Origin of the sequence: Roseinatronobacter monicus (assembly GCF_006716865.1) — a bacterium.
GTDB lineage: Bacteria > Pseudomonadota > Alphaproteobacteria > Rhodobacterales > Rhodobacteraceae > Roseinatronobacter > Roseinatronobacter monicus.
Genome location: NZ_VFPT01000001.1, coordinates 2486252 through 2509299, shown reverse-complemented (window position 1 = coordinate 2509299; position 23048 = coordinate 2486252). Strand labels below are relative to the sequence as shown.

Genomic DNA, 23048 nt, shown 5'->3' with positions numbered 1-23048 from the left:
CCTCTGGCCTTTCTGCGTTGTTGGCAATGCAATAGCCAAAAATCCCTGATTTTTTCAATGTGACGTTAGGGAAAAACGACAGGTGCGCGACGTCAGGACTTGTCTGATGCCCCACACTGGGGAAAGGTCGTAACCGGAGGCCCGTTACAGACGCGGGTGGGAGGAAAGTTGTGACCATGACAGTATCAAACCGCCCGTGGTTGGCGGCGTATGAACCAGAAATAGCGCCCGAACTGCCCCAGCCAAACTATGCTTCGCTGGCGCATCTGATTTCACACAGTTGCGCCGCCTACGCAAAACGCCGGGCGTTCACCTGCGTTGTGCCCAATGGCATGAACGGCACCCTGACATATAAGCAGGTGGGCGCGATGTCGGATGCGTTCGCGTCTTTCCTGCGCCATCATTGCAAATTGTCGCCCGGTGCGCGTGTCGCAGTGCAGTTGCCCAACGGGCTGGGCTATCCTGTGGCGGCGTTTGGGGTGTTCAAAGCGGGCGGGGTGCTGGTCAACACCAACCCGCTGTATACGCCTTCGGAAATGGTGCATCAATTCAACGATTCCGGGGCAGAGGTTCTGGTCATCAGCGACCTGTTCGCGGACAAACTGGAAGAAGTGATTGCCCAAACCGGCATCAAGCACGTGGTTCTGGCTGGGGTGCCAGAATTCTTTCCGCGCATTCCCGAAACCATCGTGCGGGGGGTGCAGAAATTCTGGTCGCGCAGCCTGCCGCCTGTGCCCGCTCTGAATGTGCCGGTCCTGCGCCTGCGTGATGCGCTGAAAATCGGGCGCGGGCTGGAGGATGTGACCGATTGGGACACGCTGTCCAGTGATGATCTGGCGCTGCTGCAATATACAGGCGGAACAACCGGTGTGGCCAAGGGCGCGATGTTGACGCATGGCAATATTCTGGCCAATCTTGAACAGGTCAAGGTCATGGGCGGGCAGCATATGTCGGGCGAAGATTGCGTTCTGACGGCCCTGCCTTTGTATCATATCTTCGCTTTCACTGCCAATCTGATGACCTTTTTCGACCTTGGCGCGCGCAACATCCTCGTGCCCTCGCCACGTCCGGTGCAAAACATCCAGCGCGCATTGGAGAATTATCCGGTGACATGGATCACAGGGGTCAACACCCTGTTCAATGGGCTGATGAATGAAGAATGGTTCGCGGCCTATCCGCCCAAGACGCTGAAAGCGGCTATCGCGGGCGGCACCGCATTGCATCAGGCCGTGGCCGAACGATGGCAGGACGTGACCGGCACCCGCGTGGCCGAAGGGTACGGGCTGACCGAAACCTCGCCTCTGGTCAGCTTTAACCCGCTGCATCTGGCTGTGCGCGCAGGCTCTATCGGGGTGCCGGTGCCGGGCACGGATGTCGCGCTGGTCGATGACGCGGCCGAGCCGGTGGAGCAGGGCAAGCCGGGCGAATTACTGGTTAAGGGGCCACAAGTCATGCGCGGCTATTGGAACCGCCCCGAAGACACCGCGCAAACCCTTCAGAATGGCTGGGTGTTCACAGGCGATGTGGCCGTGATGGATGAAGACGGTTTTCTGACCATTGTGGACCGCAAAAAGGATATGGTTCTGGTGTCGGGCTTTAATGTCTATCCCAACGAGATAGAGGATTGCCTGTCGAAACTCGATACTGTGCTGGAAGCCGCAGTGATCGGCGTGCCGGACCGCGCAACCGGCGAGGCGGTGCGCGCCTATGTGGTGCAAAACCCGGATGTGCCCGACCATGTCACAAAAGAGAGCGTGATCGCGCATTGCCGCAAATATCTGGCCGCCTACAAGGTGCCCAAATCCGTCATACTGCGCGATGAATTGCCCAAATCCCCCATCGGAAAGATCCTGCGCAAAGACCTGAAGGCCGAAGCGCGTGCCGAATTCGCAGGAAAGGTGTGACCCATGCTGACAGAACTTGAAACCACACTGCTGGGCGTGATGATGATGGTGATCATGCTGGGGATGGGCGCGAGCATGACTCCGCGCGATTTCCCCATCGCCTTTCGCAAGCCCAAGGGCATTCTGGTGGGGCTGCTCAGCCAGTTCGCGGTCATGCCGTTTCTGGGCTTTCTGCTGGCGGTGCTGCTGGGCCTGCCGCCTGCGCTGGTCGTGGGGCTTTTGCTGATTGCGTGTATGCCTGGGGGGACGACCTCGAACATATTTGCCTATTTCAGCAAGGGCGTTCTGGCGCTGTCGATCATGATGACCACTGTGTCTACGTTGGCCGCCGTGGTGATGGTGCCGCTGTTGCTGTCGTTTTATGGGGGGCTTGCGGGTATATCGGGTGATTATGCCATTCCTGCGGGCAATGTGGCGCAAATTCTGGTGGTTCTTCTGGTGCCGACAGCGTTGGGCATGGTGCTGCGCAAGATGAACCCCAATGTCGGGGCCACGATAGAGCTTATCGGCTCTTTCATGGGGGTTGCGGTCATCGTGTTCCTGATTGCGACATGGGTGCCGCGCAATTACCAGTTGCTGCTGGATACGCCGGCGCCTGTCTATGCTGCGACCATCAGTATCGGGTTGGTTGGCATGTTGTTCGGATATTGGGTGGCGCGCGGGCTGGGGCAGGACACCCGCAGATCGCGCACCATCAGTCTGGAAACCGGCATTCAGAACGGGCCGCTGGCGGTGCTGGTCATCACGCTGAGTTTCGGCGCCGCGATGCAACAGGAAGTGTTGCTGATCCCGATCCTGTATTCGCTGTTCATTGTGCTGACCTCAACTGTGATTACCTTGTGGTACCGCCGCAGTTCTACGCGAGAGGCCTTGGCGCGCGACGCGGCCAAGCTGGGCACCGCGCCGTAACTGCCGCTGCAACCGCGCCCCATCGGGGTGTCGCGCGCGCTCTGGACATGGGGGCCGCTGGTGGCGATAAGCGCCCCGAAACTTCAGGGGGGTGCGCATGGATGCCATTCAGCTTGGCCCGCTTGTGCTGGGTTGGGACCGCTTTGCCGCGATCCTCAGCGTGCTGGTCTTTGTGGTGGCGGTCGAAATCATCGCTCGCATGGCGCGCCAACCTGCGTTGAGCGCGTGGGCCGGGCAGGTGGTGCTGTGGGGCTTCATCGGCGCGCGTCTGGGTCATGTCGTGCAATTCCCGCAGGTCTTTCTGCCTGAGCCGTGGCTGATTCTCGCAATCTGGCAGGGCGGCTTTTCACCTGTTGGTGGGGCCGTTGGCGCGGGCGTGGTGACAGCCTTGGCCCTGCACCGTGGGCTGCCATTCGTGCCTGCCTTCGGGGCTGCGTGGGTGGGGGTCGTGCTGTGGTTTGCCTTGACGCTGGATATTGGGGAACGTCCCGAAACCGCCGCGCCAAATTTGACACTGGCGATGGTGTCCGGGTCAGAGTTCGCCTTCGCTGATGCGCCGTCACAGCCTATGGTCATCAACCTTTGGGCCACATGGTGCCCGCCTTGCCGCCGTGAATTGCCGATGCTGGCGAATGTCGCGGCCAGCCAGACGGATGTGACCTTTTTGCTGGCCAGTCAGGGCGAGGCGCTTGCCACGGTCGCTGCACATCTGGAAAGCGCAGGCATCAGCCCCGATCATATGGCGCTGGACCCTGCGGGCGCATTGGCGCGCCATTATGGCACCATCGGTCTGCCTGTGACGCTGTTTCTGGGTGCGGATGGGATGCTGGCGCATGTGCATGTGGGCGAGATTTCGCGCGCTGTCCTGTTGCGCGAAATCACCGCGTTGACGCACTGAGCGCGCTGCGCGGCGCAGGTTGCATTGCAAGCCTGCCCGCAAGTCGCTAACAGGGCGCCATCATCCAGTTCACAGACGGAGCCCTTGCCATGACCACCCCTTTGCGCCTTGGAATAGCAGGGCTTGGCACAGTTGGCACCGGGCTGATCAAGATCGTGCAGACAAATGGCGATCTACTGGCGCGCCGCGCAGGCCGCCCGATCGAGATTGTGGCCGTATGTGCCCGCTCTCGCACGCGCAACCGTGGCGTTGATATCTCGACCTATGATTGGGAAGATGACCCTGTGGCACTGGCCCGCCGCGACGATATCGATATTGTGGTCGAATTGATGGGCGGCGAAAATGGCCCTGCCAAGGCCCTGACCGAAGCGGCAATCGCCGCTGGCAAGCATGTGGTGTCAGCCAATAAGGCGCTTTTGGCGATCCACGGACAGGCGCTGGCCGAAGCCGCTGAGGCACAGGACGTGTCGCTGCGCTTTGAAGCGGCGGTGGCGGGTGGGATACCTGTCATCAAGGCGCTGTCAGAAGGGCTGGCTGGCAACCGGATCACCCGCATCAAAGGCGTGATGAATGGCACCTGCAACTACATCCTGACGCGGATGGAAGATGCGGGCCTGCCCTATGAGACTGTGTTCGAGGAAGCCAGTCAACTGGGCTATCTCGAAGCCGACCCCACACTGGATGTGGGCGGCATTGACGCCGCGCACAAACTGACACTGCTGTCAGCAATCGCCTTTGGTGTCCGTCCTGATTTTGACGCAATCGCATTGGGCGGGATCGAGCGTATCTCGATCGAGGATATTCGCGCCGCCGCCGATCTGGGCCTGCGCATCAAGCTGCTGGGCGTGGCACAGATGACAGGGCGCGGGCTGGAACAGTCGATGACCCCCTGTCTTGTGCCCGCCGACAGCCCGTTGGGGCAGTTGAAGGGCGGCACGAACATGATCGTTATTGAGGGCGACGCGGTCGAACAGATCATCCTGCGTGGCCCCGGTGCCGGTGAAGGGCCGACCGCAAGCGCTGTGATTGGCGATGTGATCGACATCGCGCGTGGCTTTCGGATGCCGGTCTTCGGCCAGCCTGCAACAACGCTGGAGGCGGCAGTCTCGGCCAAGGCGATGGGGTCAAAGCCGTGGTATCTGCGCATGGGCCTGATGGACAAGCCCGGCGCATTGGCCAAAGTGGCAGAGGCGCTGGGCAATGCCGGTGTCTCGATCAACCGGATGCGCCAGTATGGCCATCAGGACACGCGCGCGCCCGTGTTGATCATCACGCACAAAACCACGCGCGACGCCATCGACCATGCCATTGCCTTGTCAATGAAAACCGGTGTCGTGGTCGGCGAGCCGGTGGCCCTTGCCATCGAGGAAGACTGAGTCCTATCCGCCGCGCCTTTCTTGTCGTTAGCGCTGTCACTCCGCTAATAGCTTGTGTCTTGTGCCTGCGACCCGCTAGACCTGTCTGAAATAATTGCCCGAGGGAACAGATCCATGACGACACAGCCTGAATTTCATGACCGAATGCTTTCTCTGGGTCTTGCCCGTGTATCAGAGGCAGCAGCCCTTGCGTCGGCCAAGCTGGTCGGGCGGGGCGACGAGAAGGCCGCCGATCAGGCAGCCGTAGATGCCATGCGCAACCAGTTGAACCTGCTCGATATCAAGGGATGTGTCGTGATCGGCGAGGGCGAACGCGACGAAGCCCCCATGCTGTATATCGGCGAAGAAGTGGGCAACGGAAATGGCCCCGAAGTTGACATCGCACTAGACCCGCTGGAAGGCACAACGCTGACCGCCAAGGATTTCCCCAATGCGCTGACCGTGATCGCAATGGCGCCGCGCGGCTCTATGCTGCATGCGCCGGATGTCTATATGGACAAGCTGGCCATCGGGCCGGGCTATGCGCCGGATACTGTGACGATGGACATGACCCCGTCAGAGCGCGTGCGTGCGCTGGCCAAAGCGAAAGGCTGCGATCCGTCGGATATTTCCGTCTGTGTGCTGGAACGCCCGCGCCATGAGGACATGATCGCGGATCTGCGTTCCACCGGGGCGGCAATCCGTCTGATCATGGACGGGGATGTGGCAGGGGTGATCCATTGCGCAGAACCCGGCCTGACAGGGATCGACATGTATATGGGGTCTGGCGGCGCACCGGAAGGTGTGCTGGCAGCCGCTGCGTTGAAATGCATGGGCGGACAGATCTATGGGCGTTTGGTGTTTCGCAATGACGATGAAATCGCACGCGCCCGGCGTGCAGGTATCAAGGACCTCGACAAAATTTATACCCGCGACGAGATGATCACCCGTGACGTGATTTTCGCCGCAACAGGAGTAACGGATGGGTCCATCGTGCAAGGTATCAAGACCGAACCGGGTTGGGTGACAACCGATACATTGCTGATGCGCTCGAAAACCGGATCTGTGCGGCGCATGAGTTACCGCACGCCGCTGTAAGGCGGCGGGGCAGGGCGCTTCGGTCTGCGACATTTCTGATGCGGTGCCATTTTGAGTATTTAAGGCAAGAAAGTGCCTGATTGCGGTGTGCGGGGCTGCTGATGTCCTTAACATGGGCGTCAGGGAGTGGCGTGGAAGATATGGGGCAGGGCTGATGGGTGACGAGACTGCGTTTCTGGGGGTCGAAAGATCTGTCCTAGGACGGCGCTGGATGGGACCGGATGCAGCGCTGCAACGTCTGACCGATGCAATGGCCCAAACCACACGCCTGCCGCGCGCCGTTTGTGCCGTGCTGTCGCGCTCTGGCGTGCCCCCTGAGGGCGCAGAGGACTACCTTGCCCCGTCCTTGCGCGCGTTGCTGCCTGACCCGCGTGGCTTGCGCGATATGGAACGTGCCGCCGCGCGCTTGCTTGCTGCGGTTGATGGGGCCGAGAAGATTGCGGTTTTTGCCGATTATGATGTGGACGGGGGCGCGTCGGCGGCCTTGGTGATCTGTTGGCTGCGCGCGATGGGCCATGTGGCGACGCTGTATATTCCCGACCGTATCGATGAAGGCTATGGCCCGAATGTGCCGGCGATGGAGACACTCGCGCAAACACATGAACTGATCATCTGTGTTGATTGTGGCACTGTCAGCCATGATCCGATTGCAGCGGCGCGTGGCGCAGATGTCATGGTTGTCGACCATCATCTGGGCACTGAAACGCTGCCGCCAGCCTATGCAGTCGTGAACCCGAACCGGCAGGATGAAACCGGGGATCTGGGCCATTTATGTGCCGCGGGTGTCGTATTTCTGCTGCTGGTGGAGGCCAATCGCCAGTTGCGCGCGCGCGGTCGTCAGGGGCCGGATTTGATGGCATTTCTTGATCTGGTGGCACTGGCGACCGTGGCGGATGTCGCGCCACTGATCGGTGTTAACCGTGCTTTCGTGCGACAGGGCTTGCGGGTCATGTCTGCGCGCAGCCGGGTTGGGCTGCGCGCCTTGGCCGATGTCGCGCGGCTGGAAGCTGCACCGACCGCCTATCACCTTGGTTTTGTTTTAGGGCCAAGGGTAAATGCAGGGGGGCGTATCGGTGCCGCAGATCTGGGCGCGCGTCTCTTGGCAAGCGACGACCCCGTCGAGGCTGAAGCCTTGGCCGAGCGATTGGAGGTGCTGAATGCCGAGCGCCGTGAGATCGAGGCCGCCGTGCGCGCAGAGGCGATGGCACAGGCGCAGGCACGCGGAGCCGAGGGGGCGCTGGTCTGGGCGGCAGGCGATGGCTGGCATCCGGGCGTGATCGGGATTGCGGCGGCGCGTCTGAAAGAATCCCTCGCGCGCCCGGCAATCGTGATTGGACTGGATGGCGATGAGGGCAAGGGATCAGGCCGCTCGGTGCCGGGGATTGATCTGGGCGCGGCGGTGCAAAGGCTGGTGCGTGAGGGCTTGGTGCTAAAGGGGGGCGGGCACCGGATGGCCGCCGGGCTGACCGTCGCGCGGGGGCAGATTGAAACCGCCATGGAGCGGCTGTCAGAATTGCTGGCACAGCAGGGCGCGGGGGCAGCAGGGGCCACGTCGGATTTGCGCATAGACAGCGCGCTTATGCCCGGCGCCGTGACCGTCGAGTTGATCGAGCAGCTTGAGACGGTCGGCCCATTCGGCGCTGCCGCCCCCGCCCCACGCTTCGCATTTCCCGATATGCGCATCCAGTCACTGCGGCGCATGGGCGAGACGCATCTTCGGTTGCGCTTCGGGGATGGGGAGAGCAATTCGCTGGAGGCCGTTGCATTCGGAGCCTTCGAATCAGAGCTTGGGCCTGCGCTCGCCACAGCACAAGGCACGCGCCTGCATCTTGCTGGTAAGGTGGAGATCAATCAGTGGGGCGGGCGCCGCAGCGTTCAATTGCGGCTGGATGATGCGGCTGTTCCCAACAGCTAGTCCTGCGATTCACTCGATTTGCGGATAAAGCCGGATAAGCTTTGTGCGCGCGTCTTGAGTTGTGAACTGCCAGTTGGTTTTGGCGCGTTGGGAGTTGCGATTTGTTGTCCATGCATCGACTTCGGCCTTCAGCATAGTTTTGTCCGGGATGCGCCGGGCCAGACATTGGCGAGCGAGGACGCTGAGTTCACATTCAGCGATGTTGAGCCAAGACCCATGTTTTGGCGTGTAGTGCCATTCGAACCGTTGTGCGATGCGGCGCGCTTGGGCAGGCGGGAAAGCCTCGTACAGCGATGCAGGGTTGTGGGTGTTCAGATTATCCTGCACGAGATCGATCTTTTCGGCATAGGGAAAGTGGAGATCAGCCAGATCGCGCAGGATATGGGCATAATCGATGGCAGTGCGTCGATCGCGTATCTCGACGTGGCGCCAGCCCTCCAGAGGAGCGAATAACATGAACAGGCTGGCGACACCTGCGCGTTCATATTCGTAGTCATGGCGCGCCTCGCGCCCTGGCTGCATGGGAATGGGTGTGCGGGTCTCACGGGTCAATTGTTTGCTGGTCTCGTCCAGACAAACCAGCGGACGGTTTTGATCGTGTGGACGGGTGTAGACGTCCAGCACATTCTCCATGGCCGCCACGAAACCAGCGTTGGCTTTGGGTGGGATTACCCAGTACCGGTTCCGGTGCGGTTTGAGCGCGTTTTTTTAAGCGTGCGTTGGATTGTGGTATCACTGGCCTGCTCAACAATGCCCAGTTCGACAACCCGCTTTTCCAACAACCTGAGTGTCCAGTGCGTATATCCTTCGGGTGGTTCGGAACAGGCAAGCGCGATCAGCTTGGCCTCGGCTTGCCCATCGAAGATCCGAGGTTGTGAAAGCGACGCTGGAACTTTGCGCGCTAAAGTCGCCTCAAGCCCTTCCTCCACAAGTTGGCGCCGGGTGCGGAAAACAGTCGAGAGACTGGTCTCTAATGCCTCGGCAATGCGCGCATCTTCCCATCCCGGGCCATCAGAGGACACATCCGCCTTCAGCAAAATCCGCGCCTTCAGCAGTCTGTAGGCGGCTTGCCGACCCGTTCTGATCATCCCTTCAAGGTGTTCACGCTCCTCTGTCGTCAGTCGAACTACATACTTCGGCTTGCACCCTCTTGTCATCATCTCACCCCCAGAAAGCTGCTACGCTCCACAGAGATTCAGAAAAAATCAAAGCTGTCAAATACCCCGAAGCGAGGCACTAGGTCGATTAACATAGCAAGGATCGAAAAAAAGCGCTCAAACCCTCTTGCGCTGCATCAAGCCTTTAAATAAGTAGCCTTCAAGTGACAGCTGGCCCGTTCGTCTATCGGTTAGGACGCCAGGTTTTCAACCTGGAAAGAGGGGTTCGATTCCCCTACGGGCTGCCACTTTATTGTAAGTACTCGTAGCGTCACAATATACATGTTGACAAACCTTTCGGAAAGGTTTGTCATATTGGCTCACCCCTTGCTCTGCGAGTGTCAGCCAATTCCGCGATCCGCACGTTTTCCGCGTTTTTCATTGTGGAAATAGGCTGTCACCATCTTGGTGTCTTTGTGGGTAAGGTTGCTTGGCATTTTCCATTCGGTTCATCTGCTTCTACAACGCGGGTAGCGCCTGCCTTTTGACGCCAGTTCAGGCATGATGGGACAGTCTGCTGAATTAATCCGGTAGATCCCCCCACGCGGCGGCACCATGTGTACTCTGATGTGCGTGGAAAGGCGCGGACCACGCCGCCTTCGAGTTACTGGAAGATCATTGCGATCTCTTCTGTACTCAGCAGCGTCCACTGACCAGGAGCCATTCCATCAGGCAGGGACAAGCCGCCCAGACGTTCGCGGTGCAGTTCCTTGACGTGGTTTCCGGTGGCTGCAAACATCCGGCGCACCTGATGGTATCGGCCCTCAGTGACTCGCAGCAGGGCTTTTGTTTCCGAGATCACGTCCAGTTCTGCAGGCGCCAGCGGCTTCTCCTCGCCATCCAGAATCAAGTGACCCGAAGCAAACAGATCGCCTTCAGTGCCATCGAGCGGGCGGGCCAGTTTGGCGCGGTAGGTCTTTTTGACGTGGCGCTTGGGGCTGATGACGCGGTGCAGCAGGTCGCCATCATCGGTCAGCAACAAAAGACCGGACGTTTGCTTGTCCAACCGGCCAATGGTCGAGATCGCCGGATTGCGCCGGTTCCAACGCTTGGGCAGGAGATCATAGACAAGTGCACCGGTTTCCTTGTGCGAACAGGTCGTACCCAAAGGCTTGTTCATAAGGATGACCATGCCTGAGATGGGATCAAGTGCCTCGCCGTTGATCTTCATGCGGGTCGGCAAATCCGGGTCAATCGGTATATGTTTGGTGGCATCGAGGAGTTTGGTTGCGTCGAGCGTAATTGCGCCGGTCTTGGCCATTCGCGCAATCTCGCTGCGAGAGCCATATCCCATCGAGGACAGAAGCTTGTCGATGCGAGAGGTTCGAATTTTGGCCATTACCTTTGGTTCCTGAATTGGCCCGGAGGGCGCGCCCACGAGAAACCGGACATTTCTGTACTCCTATCAAAATTGCGCGCGGTGTCGGGGTTGCTTCAATGCTAGCCGAAGCGCTTTGCTTTCGTCAAACGCCCTCATCATCGGGTACAGTCCCAAGCCCTACAAGAAAAGTGGGGCTGCCGACTTCGCCGGACGTGAGATCTTCGGTCACAACGTAAGCATCTGCACCAATGCAATTCTCAGCAAGGAATTCCCGTTCGGCGCGGATTTGTGCTTCGGACGCTGTGGAATATTGAAGCTGTTTGCCGATCTGAAGTCCGCCACGCCCTCCGCGCGCCGCTTTTTTGGCAACGTAGGTCTGACAGACATAATGCATTTTTTCGCCGGTCTCGTTTTCTTCGGTCATTGCCGCCTCCAAGGCTGAGAAATAGGTCGGTTCAAACACGGGATCAGGCCGCCCGCCATTGGTCGCTCAAGTGAACGTTGCGGCCTGAGGGGACGACATCTGATACGCCGTGGTTATTTTACTTTCTTGTCGCCGATGGTCAGCGCGGGCTTTCCTGCAAGCGAATCGGCGGTCGCAGGTACCTTCGATTTGTCTTTCTTAGGTTTTTTAAATTCTTTGTTGCCGCGCATGCTGTTGTTGCCTTTGGCCATAGAATATTCCTCTCAAATGCAGCGTTCCTGTGCCGGAATGACACAGATAGCGTTGCGCATACTTACCGGTGCCGGGCCTCCGGCAGGGTGTTTCAAACTTGTCCGGCGCGCGTTGGCATCGCCGCTTTTTCCGCGGCTTCGTCCAGCGACTTTTGCTGGTTGCGCGATACGGTTGTAATCGCGCTGCCAAACATCGCATTCGCCGCGGCGAAGTCTTCGGCTGTATCAATCTCGGTCCAGTTCAAACCCGCGATGTCCAGCCCACGAAACTCTGTTCCTGTGTCGATCAAGCGCGCATAGGCCGTCTAAGATTCCTCTTGTAGGTGGCCATGATGCGTCATCATTTGCGCAAGTTCTGCAAATAGCAACGCGCTCGTCTTGGCGCTGATCTTCTCGATCCCGATGGACTTGCCCAAAGCCAGCTTTGCATCGACAGCCCTGCCAATCTCTAACACCTGCACCTGGTCGTTGGCGATGACCTTACCTCTTCTGCGTCTTGCGCAATGTTCTGGTCGATACACAAGGCGTTCAAACTGTCGCTGTCCAGAAGCTGGCGCAATACTTTGACGTCAAACACAACATCTGCATCGAATTTCACGAATTCGGCTGTGCCAATCGCAGCAGATGCCAGCATCAGGCAATAGCCTGTATTCGTCTGGCGGTAGCGATCGTTGATCACATAGGTGACCCGGATACCACGAAACGCTTTGTCAACAAACTGCCTGATGTCATCTGCCCTGTGCCCCAGCACAATCACGAATTGCGACATCCCGCAACTCAGGCAATTGCGGATTATGGGTTCCAGAATGGCGGACCCGCCAACAAGCAGCAAACTTTGGGCACATGTGTCGGTCAGCGGGCTGAGGCGCGAGCCAATGCCAGCAGCCAGAATGACAGCGACAGGGGCGCGGTGTTTTTCGTAGCTCATGATAAATGACTCCTATGCGAGCGGTTTCGAGGGCGGCTATTTTTCAAGCGGACGGTCCGGTTTTCGGCGATGGTCTGACCCCGATGTCATGATCTGCATCGGCCGCAGAACACTTGGCTTGCAGCAAAGACCCAAAGCATGGGTATGAGCTGGTCTAAGACGCGTGCCGCCGAAGGCATGAATATGAACACACCGTCATCAAACGCGTGGAACTTGCTTTGCTCGCGCCCGAACCACGTCAGATTTGCCCGCAGCGTTATACCTGTCGTAGTCATCAATGGTTTTCTCTGCACCATGGCAGTGGGATACCTGCGGACCGAGCCTTCGAGGCAGCTGGTTTCAGCATCCAAGTAACCGTGTCGTCTTGTCGAACAAAAGTCCTCATCTGAAAGGGTTGTCGGCCGGATGGTCGGGTAGGGCTGTGCCGCCTGTTGCCAAAAATCCGGGGGTCATATCAGATAAGTGAAGCTATCAATGCGCGGCGTAGAGCATCTTGACGCACGCAATGATGTTGCGCCAGAGAACAGAGCGTTATGACCTATGCGCCGCAATAGCAAGAATTAGATCGAGTGCACCCTAGCCGCAGCTGCCGACGGGTGGCGGATTGAGGCTGTGCATCGGCTCTTCGCCCTATGGCCACACCAGCAAAAACTGGTTGCGCCTGAAACCGCGCCTTCACATGACACTAGCCCGTCGGTCGATGGCATTTTGCGGTGCGCCAGCGCCGCTCATCAGCATGTTCGCCCCCCTGCGAGGGCGTATTCAGGATATTGGCGCCGCCATTCACGCAAGGGTCACCGCGTTCGACGATGCCTTTTATACGGCCCGCGCAATGGCAGACAGCACTGGCACTCGATCTTTTCATTCGTTGTGTTTACATTCCTGCAAGACACATAACTTCCTGCCTTCGGCTCAGCCCTTTGGCAATGCAATTGGAAAGAGACCACATTGACCAACTCAAACGCAGTTCTGATCGACCGTCATCCTGGCCGTTCCACCCAAACTATCGGGCTTGCCCTCGAAATCGGCACCGATCCGGCTCTTATTCACGAGCCATCAGTGGGCGTCGTCGGCACCAAAGGCGATAGCCAATGCTATCTGGGCGTTGCGGCCAAGGTTGAGGCGATCCACCAAGCTTTCAAATCCCGCATTGGCACCGGACCTGATCAATTCAGGTTTCGGCTTGTTCAGCCGGAGTTCACAATTGCAACCTCGGACGGTATGCGCAATGGCACGCCTGAAATGCGCTACTCGCTGATCGGGCGCGAGGTGACGCAAGATGCCTTGTGCGAACATTTCAGTGCAACCGGCCTCGCGGGTACGATTGCTGTGGTCGCTTGTGACAAACCGCCCGTCGGCACACTTGCGGCCATGCTGGAGCACAACCTGCCGTCCATCATCATGTCGGATGGTCCGATCCGCCCCGGCACCGATCCCAATACCGGCGAAAAGTTGGATATCGTCAGCGCCTTTCAGGTCGCAGGCCATCCCGATGCAGAATACCGCCACCACATCGCCTGTCATGCCTGCCCGGGCTTTGGCAGTTGCGGCGGCATGTTCACCTATAACACCATGCAGACCTTCATAGGCGTGCTGGGCATGCAGCCCTTGCATATGGTGGCCCCCCCGTCGGATGATCCGCGCCGTTTGACAGAGTTTCCCGATGAACTGGTCACACTGCTTGCCCAGATGATCGAGACGGATATCAAACCCCGCGATATCGTCGGGCGCGATTCCTTGCGCAATGCAACGATCGTCGCCATGGCCATCGGCGGTTCAACCAACGCGCTTTTGCACGCCCCTGAAATCGCGCGGGCCGCTGGCTTTGCCGACTTCTGGAAGGACATCATCACACCTGAAGAGTTCAACCACTTTTCGCAGCATGTCGTGCCCGTGCTGACCAATGCACGCCCCTATGGCAAATATTCGATGGTTGATATTGATGAGGTGGGTGGCGTGCAGATCATCGTGCGCGAGTTGCTGGAGGCGGGTCTGCTGAACGGCGATGTGTTGACCTGCACGGGAGAGACATTGGCCGAGCAGGTCGCCCGCCTTGGGGCCAAGCGCGCTGATGGAGAGGTCATCTATCCGGTAGAGGCCCCATATAAGCCTACGGGTGGTCTGCGGATGCTTGGCGGCAACCTGTCGCCCGAGTTTTCGGCCATTCTGAAGCTGGCCGGGGTCGAGGGGGGGCTGGAGAACAACATGTTCTGTGGCAAGGCGCGTGTGTTTGACGGTCAACGGGCGCTATTGGATATGTTGGACCAGACGCCTGAGGCGTTCGAGGATAACGACATGATCATCGTCCGCTATGAAGGGCCAAGCGGCGCACCCGGTATGCCGGAAATGCTGGACCCGACTGCGCGCATCACCACACTATGCCGCGAACGCGGCATCGTTATTGCCCTGATGACAGATGCGCGCTTTTCCGGCGGCTCGATTGGTCTTGTGATTGGCCATGTGGGGCCTGAGGCGGCAATTGGCGGGCCGATCGCGTTGGTTGAGGATGGCGATGAGATCCTTGTGGATCTCAACACCAACGAAATCAACTGCACCCCTTTGAACGACCCGGCCATTCTGCACGCCCGCAAGGCCAATTGGGACAACGAGGTCGCAAAGAACGGCGGCTTCCACCCAAGCTTGCCTGTCGCCGATACACGCTTGCTGCAACGCGCGCGGCATATGGCCGTCCCGGCGATCCAAGGTGCGGGGCTGCACCCAAACCGCACCGTGTGGGTACGCAATCCGCGTGAAGCCACGCCCTCCGGCTTCACGCCGCACAACAAGTTTCGGACCGCAACACATAACGAGACTTGAAGCGCGTCGCCACTCTTGCATGGCGCTGCCTGTCAATTGGAACGCCTGTGCGCTTTGGGCGCACAGGCGTCACCATCAAGCGGCCTGGCCTTGCCGCTGAAGTGTGCGGCGCGCCAGCATGATGAGCGCGATGATCGTGAAGACCAGAAAGGCCAGTGCGATGGGGCGACCCAGCAACACGGACCAATCCCCGCCAGCCAAGATGATGCTTTGGCGCAGATTGAGTTCAAGCAGCGGCGTGATGATGTAGGCGACCAGAAACGTGACGAAGGAATAGTCAAACTTCTTCATCAGATACCCGAGAACCGAGAACCCCAGCAACAGCACCAACCCGAAAGTCCCATAGCCCTGTAACAGGATACCGCACAGACAGAAGAATATGACAATCGGGATGACCACATGTGGCGGAACCCGCGTGATCAAGGCAAATACCCGCAAACCGAACCAGCCCAGAACAAGCATGATCAAGCTGGCCACAATCATGCCTGCAAAGATGGAATACAGCAGTTCGGGTTCATCGCGCAGCAAAAGCGGGCCGACGGTGATCCCGTGAATCGCAAAGGCCCCGATCAGAAGCGCTGCCGAGACATTGCCGGGAATGCCTAAGCCGAATAGGGGGATCAGAGCTGCCGGGATCACCGCGTTATCGGCGGATTCAGCCGCCGCAATGCCTTCGGGGTTTCCCTTGCCAAAGCTGTCAGGGTCTTTTGAGGCGCGCTTGGCCATGCCATAGGACATCCATGCCCCGACCGACGGGCCAAGACCGGGAAGCGCGCCTACGAAAGTACCGATGCCCGTGCCGCGCAGAATTGTGCGGATGGTGGGGCGAAAATCCTTCCATGTCAGCCGGTCGTCGGGTGAGTTCTCGATCTTGACAGACATCGTATCGCGCTCGTTGCGCAGTCGCTCGGCCTGTATGAACATTTCGGACAGGGCCAGAGTGCCGATGGCAACGGCGATTAGCGGAAAGCCATCCATCATCTCGGTATAGCCAAAGGTCATTCTTGGCATGCCGGTCTGTGGGTCCAGCCCGAAGGTCGCCAGAAATATGCCAAGGCCGCCCGCCGCAAGACCCCTGAACAGCGAGCCGCCGGACAGGCCTGCAATGAAGACCAGCGCGAAGGCCAGAATGGCTGCCATTTCATAGGGGCCAAACATCAGCGCCACCCGCGCAAACGGGATTGCGATGAAGATCAGAAAGATGGTGGCCAGAATATCGCCGATGACCGAGGCCAGAAGCCCCATCTGCAAGGCCATTTTCGGTCGTCCGCTTTTGGCCAGCGGGTAGCCATCAAGACAGGTCGCCGCAGAAGAGGCCTCGCCCGGCGCGTTGAGCAGGATCGCCGACACGGCGCTGCCCGCAGCAGAGCCTTTGGACAGCCCGATGAGAAAGGAAATCGCAATATAGGGTGACATGTAGAATGTCAGCGGAATCGCGATCGCAATGGCGACAGAGCGCGACAGACCGGGGATCACTCCCACGATATACCCTATGAGAACACCCCCACCGATGCCGATGAAAGAGGCAAGTGTCAGCGCTTCGCCGATGGCGCCACCGATAACATCAAAATTCATATCACACTACTCCAACGCGCATCAGATAAACCGAAAGTCCGTACAGAAGCAGGACCGGAACCGTCGAGCATGGCAGCAGAACATACCAGCGCCGCTCGCCCAGAAGCACCAGAAACACAGCCAGGATTACCGGGCCGGCATAGGTCATCTTGAACATCGACAGCAGAAAAACGATCAGCCCGACAAAGCCGATGGGCCAAAGCGACCATCCGATCATGGGCCAGTCGAGATTGAGCGTGATGGGCGCAGTGCCTTCGCGCAGCATCTTGCGCAATGCATCAATGGTGACAATCGCACCGCTGATCAATGTCAGATACATTGCCAGCCGAGGCAACAGGTCGGGCGGCATACCTGCCATCAGGGACTCGCCCGCTTGGGTCGGAATGATCCAGAGAAGCGCGAAAAGCGCAAAGCTGGTCACAACCAGACCGGTCCAGAAATTTGCTCTGTGTGTCATGCTGCCCACCCGATAGAAATATGACTGGTTCCGGCTTTCTCTCAACAAACGCGCCGCGCGGCGCGATCCTTGAAGAGAAAGCCGGAGGAAGGCCGCCGAAGCGGCGTGTCGCCTTAGTCTGCGATCAGACCGCGGTTCGCCTCGGTAATGTCACGCGCCATAACCTCAAGTTCCTCGTTCGGAACAAAGGTGATGGGGAACTGCGTTACATTTTGGCTCAATTAGCGTTTGTTATGCGTGCCCATGTGCGATAGAACATATAGTGAACATACTGTGTGGAGGGGTATATATGGACCACGACATCTTTCTGGTTTGGCTCAATGAGACGGATAACCTCTCGCCGGACCAGCGCGCCGAGGCGAGTCGGATCCTTTCTGGGTCTCCGTCATTGCAGGCGGTGGTCGATCTCCTTGAGGCAAAGGTTCGTGAGGACCGTATCTGCCCGCACTGCGCTTCAGAAGGAGCTATCATCAGGGGTCATGCAAGTGGCCTTTCCCGGTTCTTTTGCAAAGGCTGCGGCAAAACCTTCAACGCGTTGACCGGTACTCCGCTGGCGCGCCTGCGCCACAAGGGCCGTTGGGCAGAGTTCGCTGCTTCGTTACGTGACGGCGAAACGGTAAAGGTATCCGCTGAGCGTTGCATGGTGGCGCGCACGACCGCTTTTCGTTGGCGTCATCGTTTTCTTCGGGCGGTGACGGCTGGGGCGATCAAGTTGCGCGGCATCGTCGAAGCCGACGAGACCTTCTTTCTGAGCAGCCGAAAAGGTGAACGAAACCTTGATCGTAAGGCCCGTAAACGTGGCGGCAAGGCCGCCAAACGCGGCTTGTCGGAGGAGCAGGTTCCGGTCTTGGTCGCAGCCGACCGATCCGGCACCACCATAAGTGCTGTCTTGCCAGCAGTGACGGCCGCACATCTGCAGGCGGTTTTGCAGCCGCTTCTCGATCCTGATGCGCTCTTGGTCACTGATGGCTGCACCAGTTACCCGCCTTGCGCAGCAGCAATGGGCATCAGCCATGAAAGCCTCAACCAGACTGCAGGACAACGTGTTCGCGGGGAGTTGCACATTCAAACCGTGAACAGTCGACATGAGCGGCTCAAGACATTCCTGCGGCGCCATCGCGGCATCGCAACCAAGTACTTGGACAGCTACCTGCGCTGGTTTCAACTTGCAGTCATTCCAAAACACCAAACTCCCCGCGCGATACTCGCCGCCGCCGCAGGAATCCTGCCTATCTCAAGGCACGCATAATTAACGCCAATTGAGCCTACATTTTCGATCACATTGATGAAGTCCTCGTGCTGGCTGGCGTATTCCGCCGCGCTGACAAGGCGTTCCATGACATCATCGGGCACACCAGCGGGGGTCAGGATGGCGCGGTAATCCTCGATCGAGAAGTCATACCCCAGTTCGACCAGCGTCGGGCTGTCGGGGTAGAACGGGCTGCGCTCGGCGCTGAGGAAGGCCAGAATCTGCATGTCCCCTTCTTCGGTGTATTGCGCATGCGTGCCACCTGAATAGGCGAAGTCTACCTCATTGCCCAACACCAGCGGGGCCATCCCACCGCCGCCGCCTGTTGGCACGATCGACAGGTTCAGCCCTTCGATCTCGGCGACCTGTTCGATGATCGCCTGATCGAGCGATGTTTGCTGCGCATATGTCAGGCGCTGGTCGCGGCCATGCTCCAGCAACTCTTCAAAGGTCGAGAACGGCTGCTCTCCAGATGTGACCAGCGCATTCTGCGTCGCCGCCAGCCCTGCCACATAATCGAAATCCTCGACACCAAACGCCACGTCCTGAATCAGCGGCATGAAGGTGACAGTGTTCAGGCTGCCATAGATGAAGGTATAGCCATCTGCTTCGGTATTGCGTGCCAGTTCGGTAAAGGCCACGGCCCCACCAGCACCGGGGCGGTTAACGACGTTCACGGGCTGGCCCAGATAGTCTTCCATCACATTCGCCAGAACGCGGCCCTGAACATCGCTTGACCCGCCGGGGTTAAAGCCGATGACCATTGTCAGCGGGCCACTAGGAAATTCGTCAGCAGCGGTTGTTGCGGCTGTCATCATCGCCAGAGCGGAAACCCCGGCTGCCATATAGTGCGTGATTTTCATGGTTCATAACCTCCTTATAGGTCACTGCAAGTTTCTCATGCAGCTTTTCGTTTAGCCGCGCGCAAATCCCGGTTTCGGGGTGGTTGCGGCAAGATGGTATCAGCGTACGTTTTTATGCATCTTCTGATCACCGCGCGTGAACGACACCCCGTTTTGGGGCGCGTACCTGCATTTCGAAATCTGTGGCCGCTCCGGTTGCGAGCGTCGGGCCGCGTTCTTCTGTCGAGCGGTCCAGATATGTTCCGTCTTCGGATGTGCCCTGCAACGCGCCGTCACGGATCATGACTTTGCCGCGCAGGATGACTGTCTCGGGGCGGCCTTGAACCCTCATCCCCTCATATGGGGAATAATCCGACGCGCCATGCAGAGCGCTGTTGGCAATGGTCCATTGGGTTTGCGGGTTCCACACGGCCAGATCGGCATCCGCCCCAATTGCAACTGTGCCTTTGCGCGGCAACAGCCCATAGGTGCGGGCATGATTGGTTGCCGTCAGACCCACAAACCGGCACAAATCAATCCGCGATTTGCAGACCCCTTCTGAAAAGAGCAGCGGCAGGCGGGTTTCAACTCCGGGGATTCCATTTGGGATATGCCGATATGAGGCGCGTGCCTGCGCTGACAGCTTGTCGCGTGCGAACATAAAAGGGCAATGATCGGACGAGAACAGATCGAACAACCCCGTTTCCAGTCCGCGCCAACAGGCGTCTTGCGCGGCCTTGTCGCGCGGTGGCGGAGAGCAGACGAATTTCGCGCCCTCCCACCCGTCGCGCAGCAGGTCATCTTCGGTCAGGAACAGATATTGCGGGCAGGTTTCCGCAACAACGCGCTGACCACGATGCCGCGCGCGCGCGATTTCCTCGATTGTTGGCCCATTCGAGACATGGACAATGACAACGGGCACATCTGCGATATCGGCCAAGGTCATGGCGCGATGAGTCGCTTCGCGTTCAGACGCGACGGGTCGGCTGGTGGCGTGTCCGTGCGGGGCGTTCAGGCCCGCGCGACGGTGCTGTTCCGACAAAAAGGCGATGACGTCTTCATTCTCGGCATGGACCATGACCACGGCGCCGCCGTCTTTTGCTGCCGCCATCGTGGAAAGCAACTGCGCGTCGTTCAGGCGCAGATTTTCATAGGTCATGAACACTTTGACTGATCGGTAGCCGCGCGCGATCAATTCGGGCAGTTCTTGCTCCAGCACTTCCGGGGTCGGGTCGGATACGATCAGATGAAAGGCGACATCCGTATACAGTTTGCCTTGCGCCCGTGCGTGATAGTCGGCCACGGCTTTGGTCAGGCTTTCGCCTTTTTGTTGCAGGCAGAACGACATAACAGTGGTGTTGCCGCCAAACAGTGCCGACAGGGTTGCAGTGTCGAAATCATCGGCCGTCTCAAGCCCCGGTCCCGAAGGCTGGGCGATATGGACATGGCTGTCGATCCCGCCGGGAAGAACAAATTTACCCGCAGCATCAATCACGTCATGCGCCGGTCCCAGATCATGCCCCAAAGCGGCAATCTTGCCGGATTTGACACCGATATCAGCCCTGAATTGCTCACTGGCTGTTGCGATGGTTCCGTTTCGGATGATGAGATCAAGCATACTGTCTTGGGCCTTAGGCGTTGATGGAATCTATGATGTCGGGATCGTCTGTCAGACCCTTCTCGTAGGCGACCCCCACCATCAGCGTCTGCATGACAGTGGTCAGGGCAGTGAGTGCGCGAAACCCGCGCAACTCGGCATCCTCGATGGTCAGCACGGTCTGGGCACCCATAGTGATCGGGCTTACCGGGCTGTTGGTCAGCGCAAGGATGGTGTTGCCCTGTGCGCGCACCTGCTCGCAGATCTGCAATGTCTCGGCGGCGTAGGGTGGAAAGCTAAGCGCGATCAGCAGGTCGTCCGGGTGCATTGCCTTGGCCTGATCCTGCAAGGCTTGCCCGACGCCAAGAAGGTGTATGGCCTGCAACCCTACCCGCCCCAAGGCATAGGCCAGATAAGCCGCTGGCCCCATGGATCGGCCAATCCCGATTACATATATCAGGCGCGCCTTGAGTATCTGATCGCGCGCCTCCGCCAGGGGCATGACCGACAGCTTTTCATACAGGTTGCCCAGACTTTCGACATTGGCCTGAGCGAACGCGCGCCCGACAGAGGCGATATTGGCAGGATCGCTGATGATCTGCTCGCCGCCCGAATGCATGATGCGCTCGCCCTGTGGCAGTGTCTCTGCGGCATGCAAGGGTTTGCGAAACATGGTTTGCATCTCGGAGAAGCCGGAAAATCCCATTTCCTTGGCCAGCCGCACGAAATGGGTTGCACTCAGCCCTGCTGTTGCCCCGATCCGCGACACAGGATTCAAGGCGATGACACGCGGGTTCTCAATCACGAAAGACCCGGTCTGAAGCAGCTTCTTGCTAAACCGCGCGCGGTTTTCCAGAAATTGCGCGCGAAACGCTTCAGGTGTATCGGGTTTGGAGAGCGCTTGTGTCATCGCTTTATCCTTGGAAAAGGTGAATGTTCAGGCAGATTCTTCAAGCGCTGCGTCGAGGGCCGCTATCAGACGGTCCATCTCTTCCAGCGTGTTATAGTGAACGGCTGAAACCCGGATCACCCCGTCTGGTGTGCCTGTGTCCATTCCATTGACCAGACGCTTGGAATGGAAATCCCCAAACCGTATCCCGATGCCGGACTGGTCAATCTTCCGAACCAGTTGCTCGGAGCTGTGCCCTTTGTGAATGAACGAGATGGTCGGCACACGCCGCGCACGATCTGCCGATTCAGTACCAATTATTTCAATGTCACTGCGACTGCGCAGGAACGTAAGCAACCGCTCCGAGAGATCAGTCTCGTGATCGGCCATGATGTCGAAGGCGGCCTCAATGGCGGGTCGGCCACTTGCATTCACACCGTGCTTGACCGCAAATTCTTCCAGATATTCCACAATGCCAATGCAGCTATGGGCCAGTTCATAATTCGGATTGCCCGGCTCCAGCTTGTTGGGAACACGGTCTTCGCCATAGAAATAGTGATTTATATTCGCCGCGTGGTCGCGCAAGATGTCGTAGCGCCCATAGAGCGCTGCATGATGCGGCCCGTAAACCTTGTAGAGCGAGAAGCCATAGAAATCCGCACCAAGGGCACGCACATCGACGGCACGATGCGGCGCGAATGCAACCCCATCGACACAGGCCAGCGCACCATGTGCGTGAATGATATCGGTAATCTCGCGCACAGGCATAATGCTGCCAAAGATGTTCGAGACATGGGTGAACGCGACAAGTTTTGTCTTGTCAGTAAGAAGGGCCTTCAAATCGTCCATATCCGGAATATCGTTCCCTTTTGGCATACGCCATTCGCGGATAACGATGCCCTGTGCCTCCAGATTGCGCCATGGTCCGATATTGGCTTCGTGATCAAAATCCGTGACAATCACTTCGTCGCCGGGTTGCCATTTCTTTGACAGGGCGCGGGCCAACTGGTCGAACAACTGGGTTGCGGTTGCACCCATGACGACCTCTTGGGGCTGGGCTGCATTCACAAGCTGTGCGATGGCCGCACGACCGCGATCCACTGCATCCCCGGACTGGCGCGATGCGTCATAAGAAGCGCCAAGCTGCACTGTTTCCGACAGCAGGTAGTCGCGCACACGGTCGGCCACGCGCTCTAACACCTGCGATCCGCCTGCATTATCAAGCAACACGCTATCATTGCGCAGGGACGGGAAGTTCGCTCTTACAAACTCAAGATCAATGGTCGGCATGTTGGGTGTATCCTTAACGCTTGGCAACTCTCGCAACACTGCATTAAATATTTAGTTCAGTCAAAAGTTTTTTTGAATATTTTTTGAATACCAGTGCACGGGGTGTTTCCTGACGCTCTTTCGGCGCGGAGGTTCAGGGGGCACGCGCTGCATTTCAGCGCGAGCCAATATT

20 protein-coding genes and 1 tRNA gene are annotated in these 23048 nt (G+C 58.5%); 9 read left to right on the top strand and 12 right to left on the bottom strand.

The window, feature by feature from the left end; translation table 11 throughout:
- Window positions 1-176 precede the first annotated feature (176 nt).
- The 6 genes from BD293_RS12005 to recJ all read left to right on the top strand — a co-directional run bounded on the left by BD293_RS12005 (window position 177) and on the right by recJ (window position 8079).
- Entirely contained in the window at window positions 177-1904 is a 1728-nt protein-coding gene (locus BD293_RS12005) for an AMP-binding protein (protein ID WP_142084542.1), read from the top strand.
- Window positions 1905-1907: 3 nt separating this feature from the next.
- Window positions 1908-2813, top strand: a complete 906-nt coding sequence (locus tag BD293_RS12000) for a bile acid:sodium symporter family protein (RefSeq protein WP_142082043.1) — start codon at window positions 1908-1910, stop codon at window positions 2811-2813.
- A 97-nt stretch (window positions 2814-2910) separates the two neighbouring features.
- Window positions 2911-3711, top strand: coding sequence for a TlpA disulfide reductase family protein (locus BD293_RS11995; protein WP_142082041.1), 801 nt, complete (start codon window positions 2911-2913; stop codon window positions 3709-3711).
- 89 nt (window positions 3712-3800) lie between these two features.
- The gene (locus tag BD293_RS11990; protein WP_142082039.1) at window positions 3801-5087 is read left to right on the top strand and encodes a homoserine dehydrogenase; all 1287 of its coding nucleotides are present in this window, start codon (window positions 3801-3803) and stop codon (window positions 5085-5087) included.
- A 114-nt stretch (window positions 5088-5201) separates the two neighbouring features.
- The gene (gene glpX / locus BD293_RS11985; RefSeq protein ID WP_142082037.1) at window positions 5202-6164 is read left to right on the top strand and encodes a class II fructose-bisphosphatase; all 963 of its coding nucleotides are present in this window, start codon (window positions 5202-5204) and stop codon (window positions 6162-6164) included.
- A 154-nt stretch (window positions 6165-6318) separates the two neighbouring features.
- Window positions 6319-8079: a single-stranded-DNA-specific exonuclease RecJ gene (gene recJ, locus BD293_RS11980; protein ID WP_142082035.1), complete on the top strand. Its 1761-nt coding sequence runs from the start codon at window positions 6319-6321 to the stop codon at window positions 8077-8079.
- Window positions 8080-8088: 9 nt separating this feature from the next.
- Here recJ and BD293_RS11975 read toward each other — a convergent pair.
- A protein-coding gene (locus tag BD293_RS11975; RefSeq protein WP_142084307.1) for an IS630 family transposase occupies window positions 8089-9236 on the bottom strand; the annotation gives its coding sequence in 2 pieces (ribosomal slippage) (window positions 8089-8789 and window positions 8789-9236; 1149 coding nt in all).
- 173 nt (window positions 9237-9409) lie between these two features.
- Between BD293_RS11975 and BD293_RS11970 the strand changes: the two genes are divergently transcribed.
- Window positions 9410-9484 (top strand) — tRNA-Glu (locus tag BD293_RS11970).
- Between the two features lie 356 nt (window positions 9485-9840).
- Here the strand turns inward: BD293_RS11970 and BD293_RS11965 are convergent.
- The 5 genes from BD293_RS11965 to BD293_RS23095 form a co-directional block, all read right to left on the bottom strand.
- A complete protein-coding gene (locus BD293_RS11965) occupies window positions 9841-10575 on the bottom strand; it encodes a pseudouridine synthase (RefSeq protein WP_142082033.1) in 735 nt (244 codons plus the stop codon).
- Window positions 10576-10699: 124 nt separating this feature from the next.
- On the bottom strand, window positions 10700-10981 hold the full coding sequence (locus BD293_RS11960) for a hypothetical protein (RefSeq protein WP_170207125.1): 282 nt from the start codon (window positions 10979-10981) through the stop codon (window positions 10700-10702).
- A gap of 113 nt (window positions 10982-11094) precedes the next feature.
- Window positions 11095-11232 (bottom strand): hypothetical protein, encoded by a 138-nt coding sequence (locus BD293_RS22705; RefSeq protein ID WP_170207124.1) that lies wholly within the window; start codon window positions 11230-11232, stop codon window positions 11095-11097.
- Between the two features lie 92 nt (window positions 11233-11324).
- Window positions 11325-11522 carry a hypothetical protein gene (locus BD293_RS23100; protein ID WP_246086284.1) on the bottom strand — a complete coding sequence of 66 codons (198 nt, stop codon included), beginning with the start codon at window positions 11520-11522 and terminating at the stop codon, window positions 11325-11327.
- Window positions 11523-11680: 158 nt separating this feature from the next.
- Entirely contained in the window at window positions 11681-12160 is a 480-nt protein-coding gene (locus BD293_RS23095) for a phosphocholine cytidylyltransferase family protein (RefSeq protein ID WP_246086283.1), read from the bottom strand.
- A 948-nt stretch (window positions 12161-13108) separates the two neighbouring features.
- Between BD293_RS23095 and BD293_RS11950 the strand changes: the two genes are divergently transcribed.
- Entirely contained in the window at window positions 13109-14977 is a 1869-nt protein-coding gene (locus BD293_RS11950; RefSeq protein ID WP_142082029.1) for a dihydroxy-acid dehydratase domain-containing protein, read from the top strand.
- A 75-nt stretch (window positions 14978-15052) separates the two neighbouring features.
- On the opposite strand, the gene BD293_RS11945 is transcribed toward BD293_RS11950, so the two are convergent.
- Window positions 15053-16552: a tripartite tricarboxylate transporter permease gene (locus BD293_RS11945; RefSeq protein ID WP_142082026.1), complete on the bottom strand. Its 1500-nt coding sequence runs from the start codon at window positions 16550-16552 to the stop codon at window positions 15053-15055.
- A gap of 1 nt (window position 16553) precedes the next feature.
- Window positions 16554-17009: a hypothetical protein gene (locus tag BD293_RS11940; protein ID WP_142082024.1), complete on the bottom strand. Its 456-nt coding sequence runs from the start codon at window positions 17007-17009 to the stop codon at window positions 16554-16556.
- Between the two features lie 289 nt (window positions 17010-17298).
- On the opposite strand from BD293_RS11940, the gene BD293_RS11935 reads away from it, so the two are divergent.
- Window positions 17299-18258 carry an IS1595 family transposase gene (locus BD293_RS11935; RefSeq protein WP_142079320.1) on the top strand — a complete coding sequence of 320 codons (960 nt, stop codon included), beginning with the start codon at window positions 17299-17301 and terminating at the stop codon, window positions 18256-18258.
- On the opposite strand, the gene BD293_RS11930 is transcribed toward BD293_RS11935, so the two are convergent.
- The 4 genes from BD293_RS11930 to BD293_RS11915 form a co-directional block, all read right to left on the bottom strand.
- Window positions 18171-19121, bottom strand: a complete 951-nt coding sequence (locus BD293_RS11930; RefSeq protein WP_142082023.1) for a tripartite tricarboxylate transporter substrate binding protein — start codon at window positions 19119-19121, stop codon at window positions 18171-18173. The two genes, BD293_RS11935 and BD293_RS11930, sit on opposite strands and share 88 nt — an antisense overlap.
- Before the next feature lie 127 nt (window positions 19122-19248).
- The gene (gene hydA / locus BD293_RS11925) at window positions 19249-20718 is read right to left on the bottom strand and encodes a dihydropyrimidinase (protein ID WP_142082021.1); all 1470 of its coding nucleotides are present in this window, start codon (window positions 20716-20718) and stop codon (window positions 19249-19251) included.
- Between the two features lie 13 nt (window positions 20719-20731).
- Window positions 20732-21607, bottom strand: a complete 876-nt coding sequence (locus tag BD293_RS11920; RefSeq protein ID WP_142082019.1) for a MurR/RpiR family transcriptional regulator — start codon at window positions 21605-21607, stop codon at window positions 20732-20734.
- A 27-nt stretch (window positions 21608-21634) separates the two neighbouring features.
- Window positions 21635-22876: a cysteine desulfurase-like protein gene (locus BD293_RS11915; RefSeq protein WP_142082017.1), complete on the bottom strand. Its 1242-nt coding sequence runs from the start codon at window positions 22874-22876 to the stop codon at window positions 21635-21637.
- Between the last annotated feature and the right edge of the window lie 172 nt (window positions 22877-23048).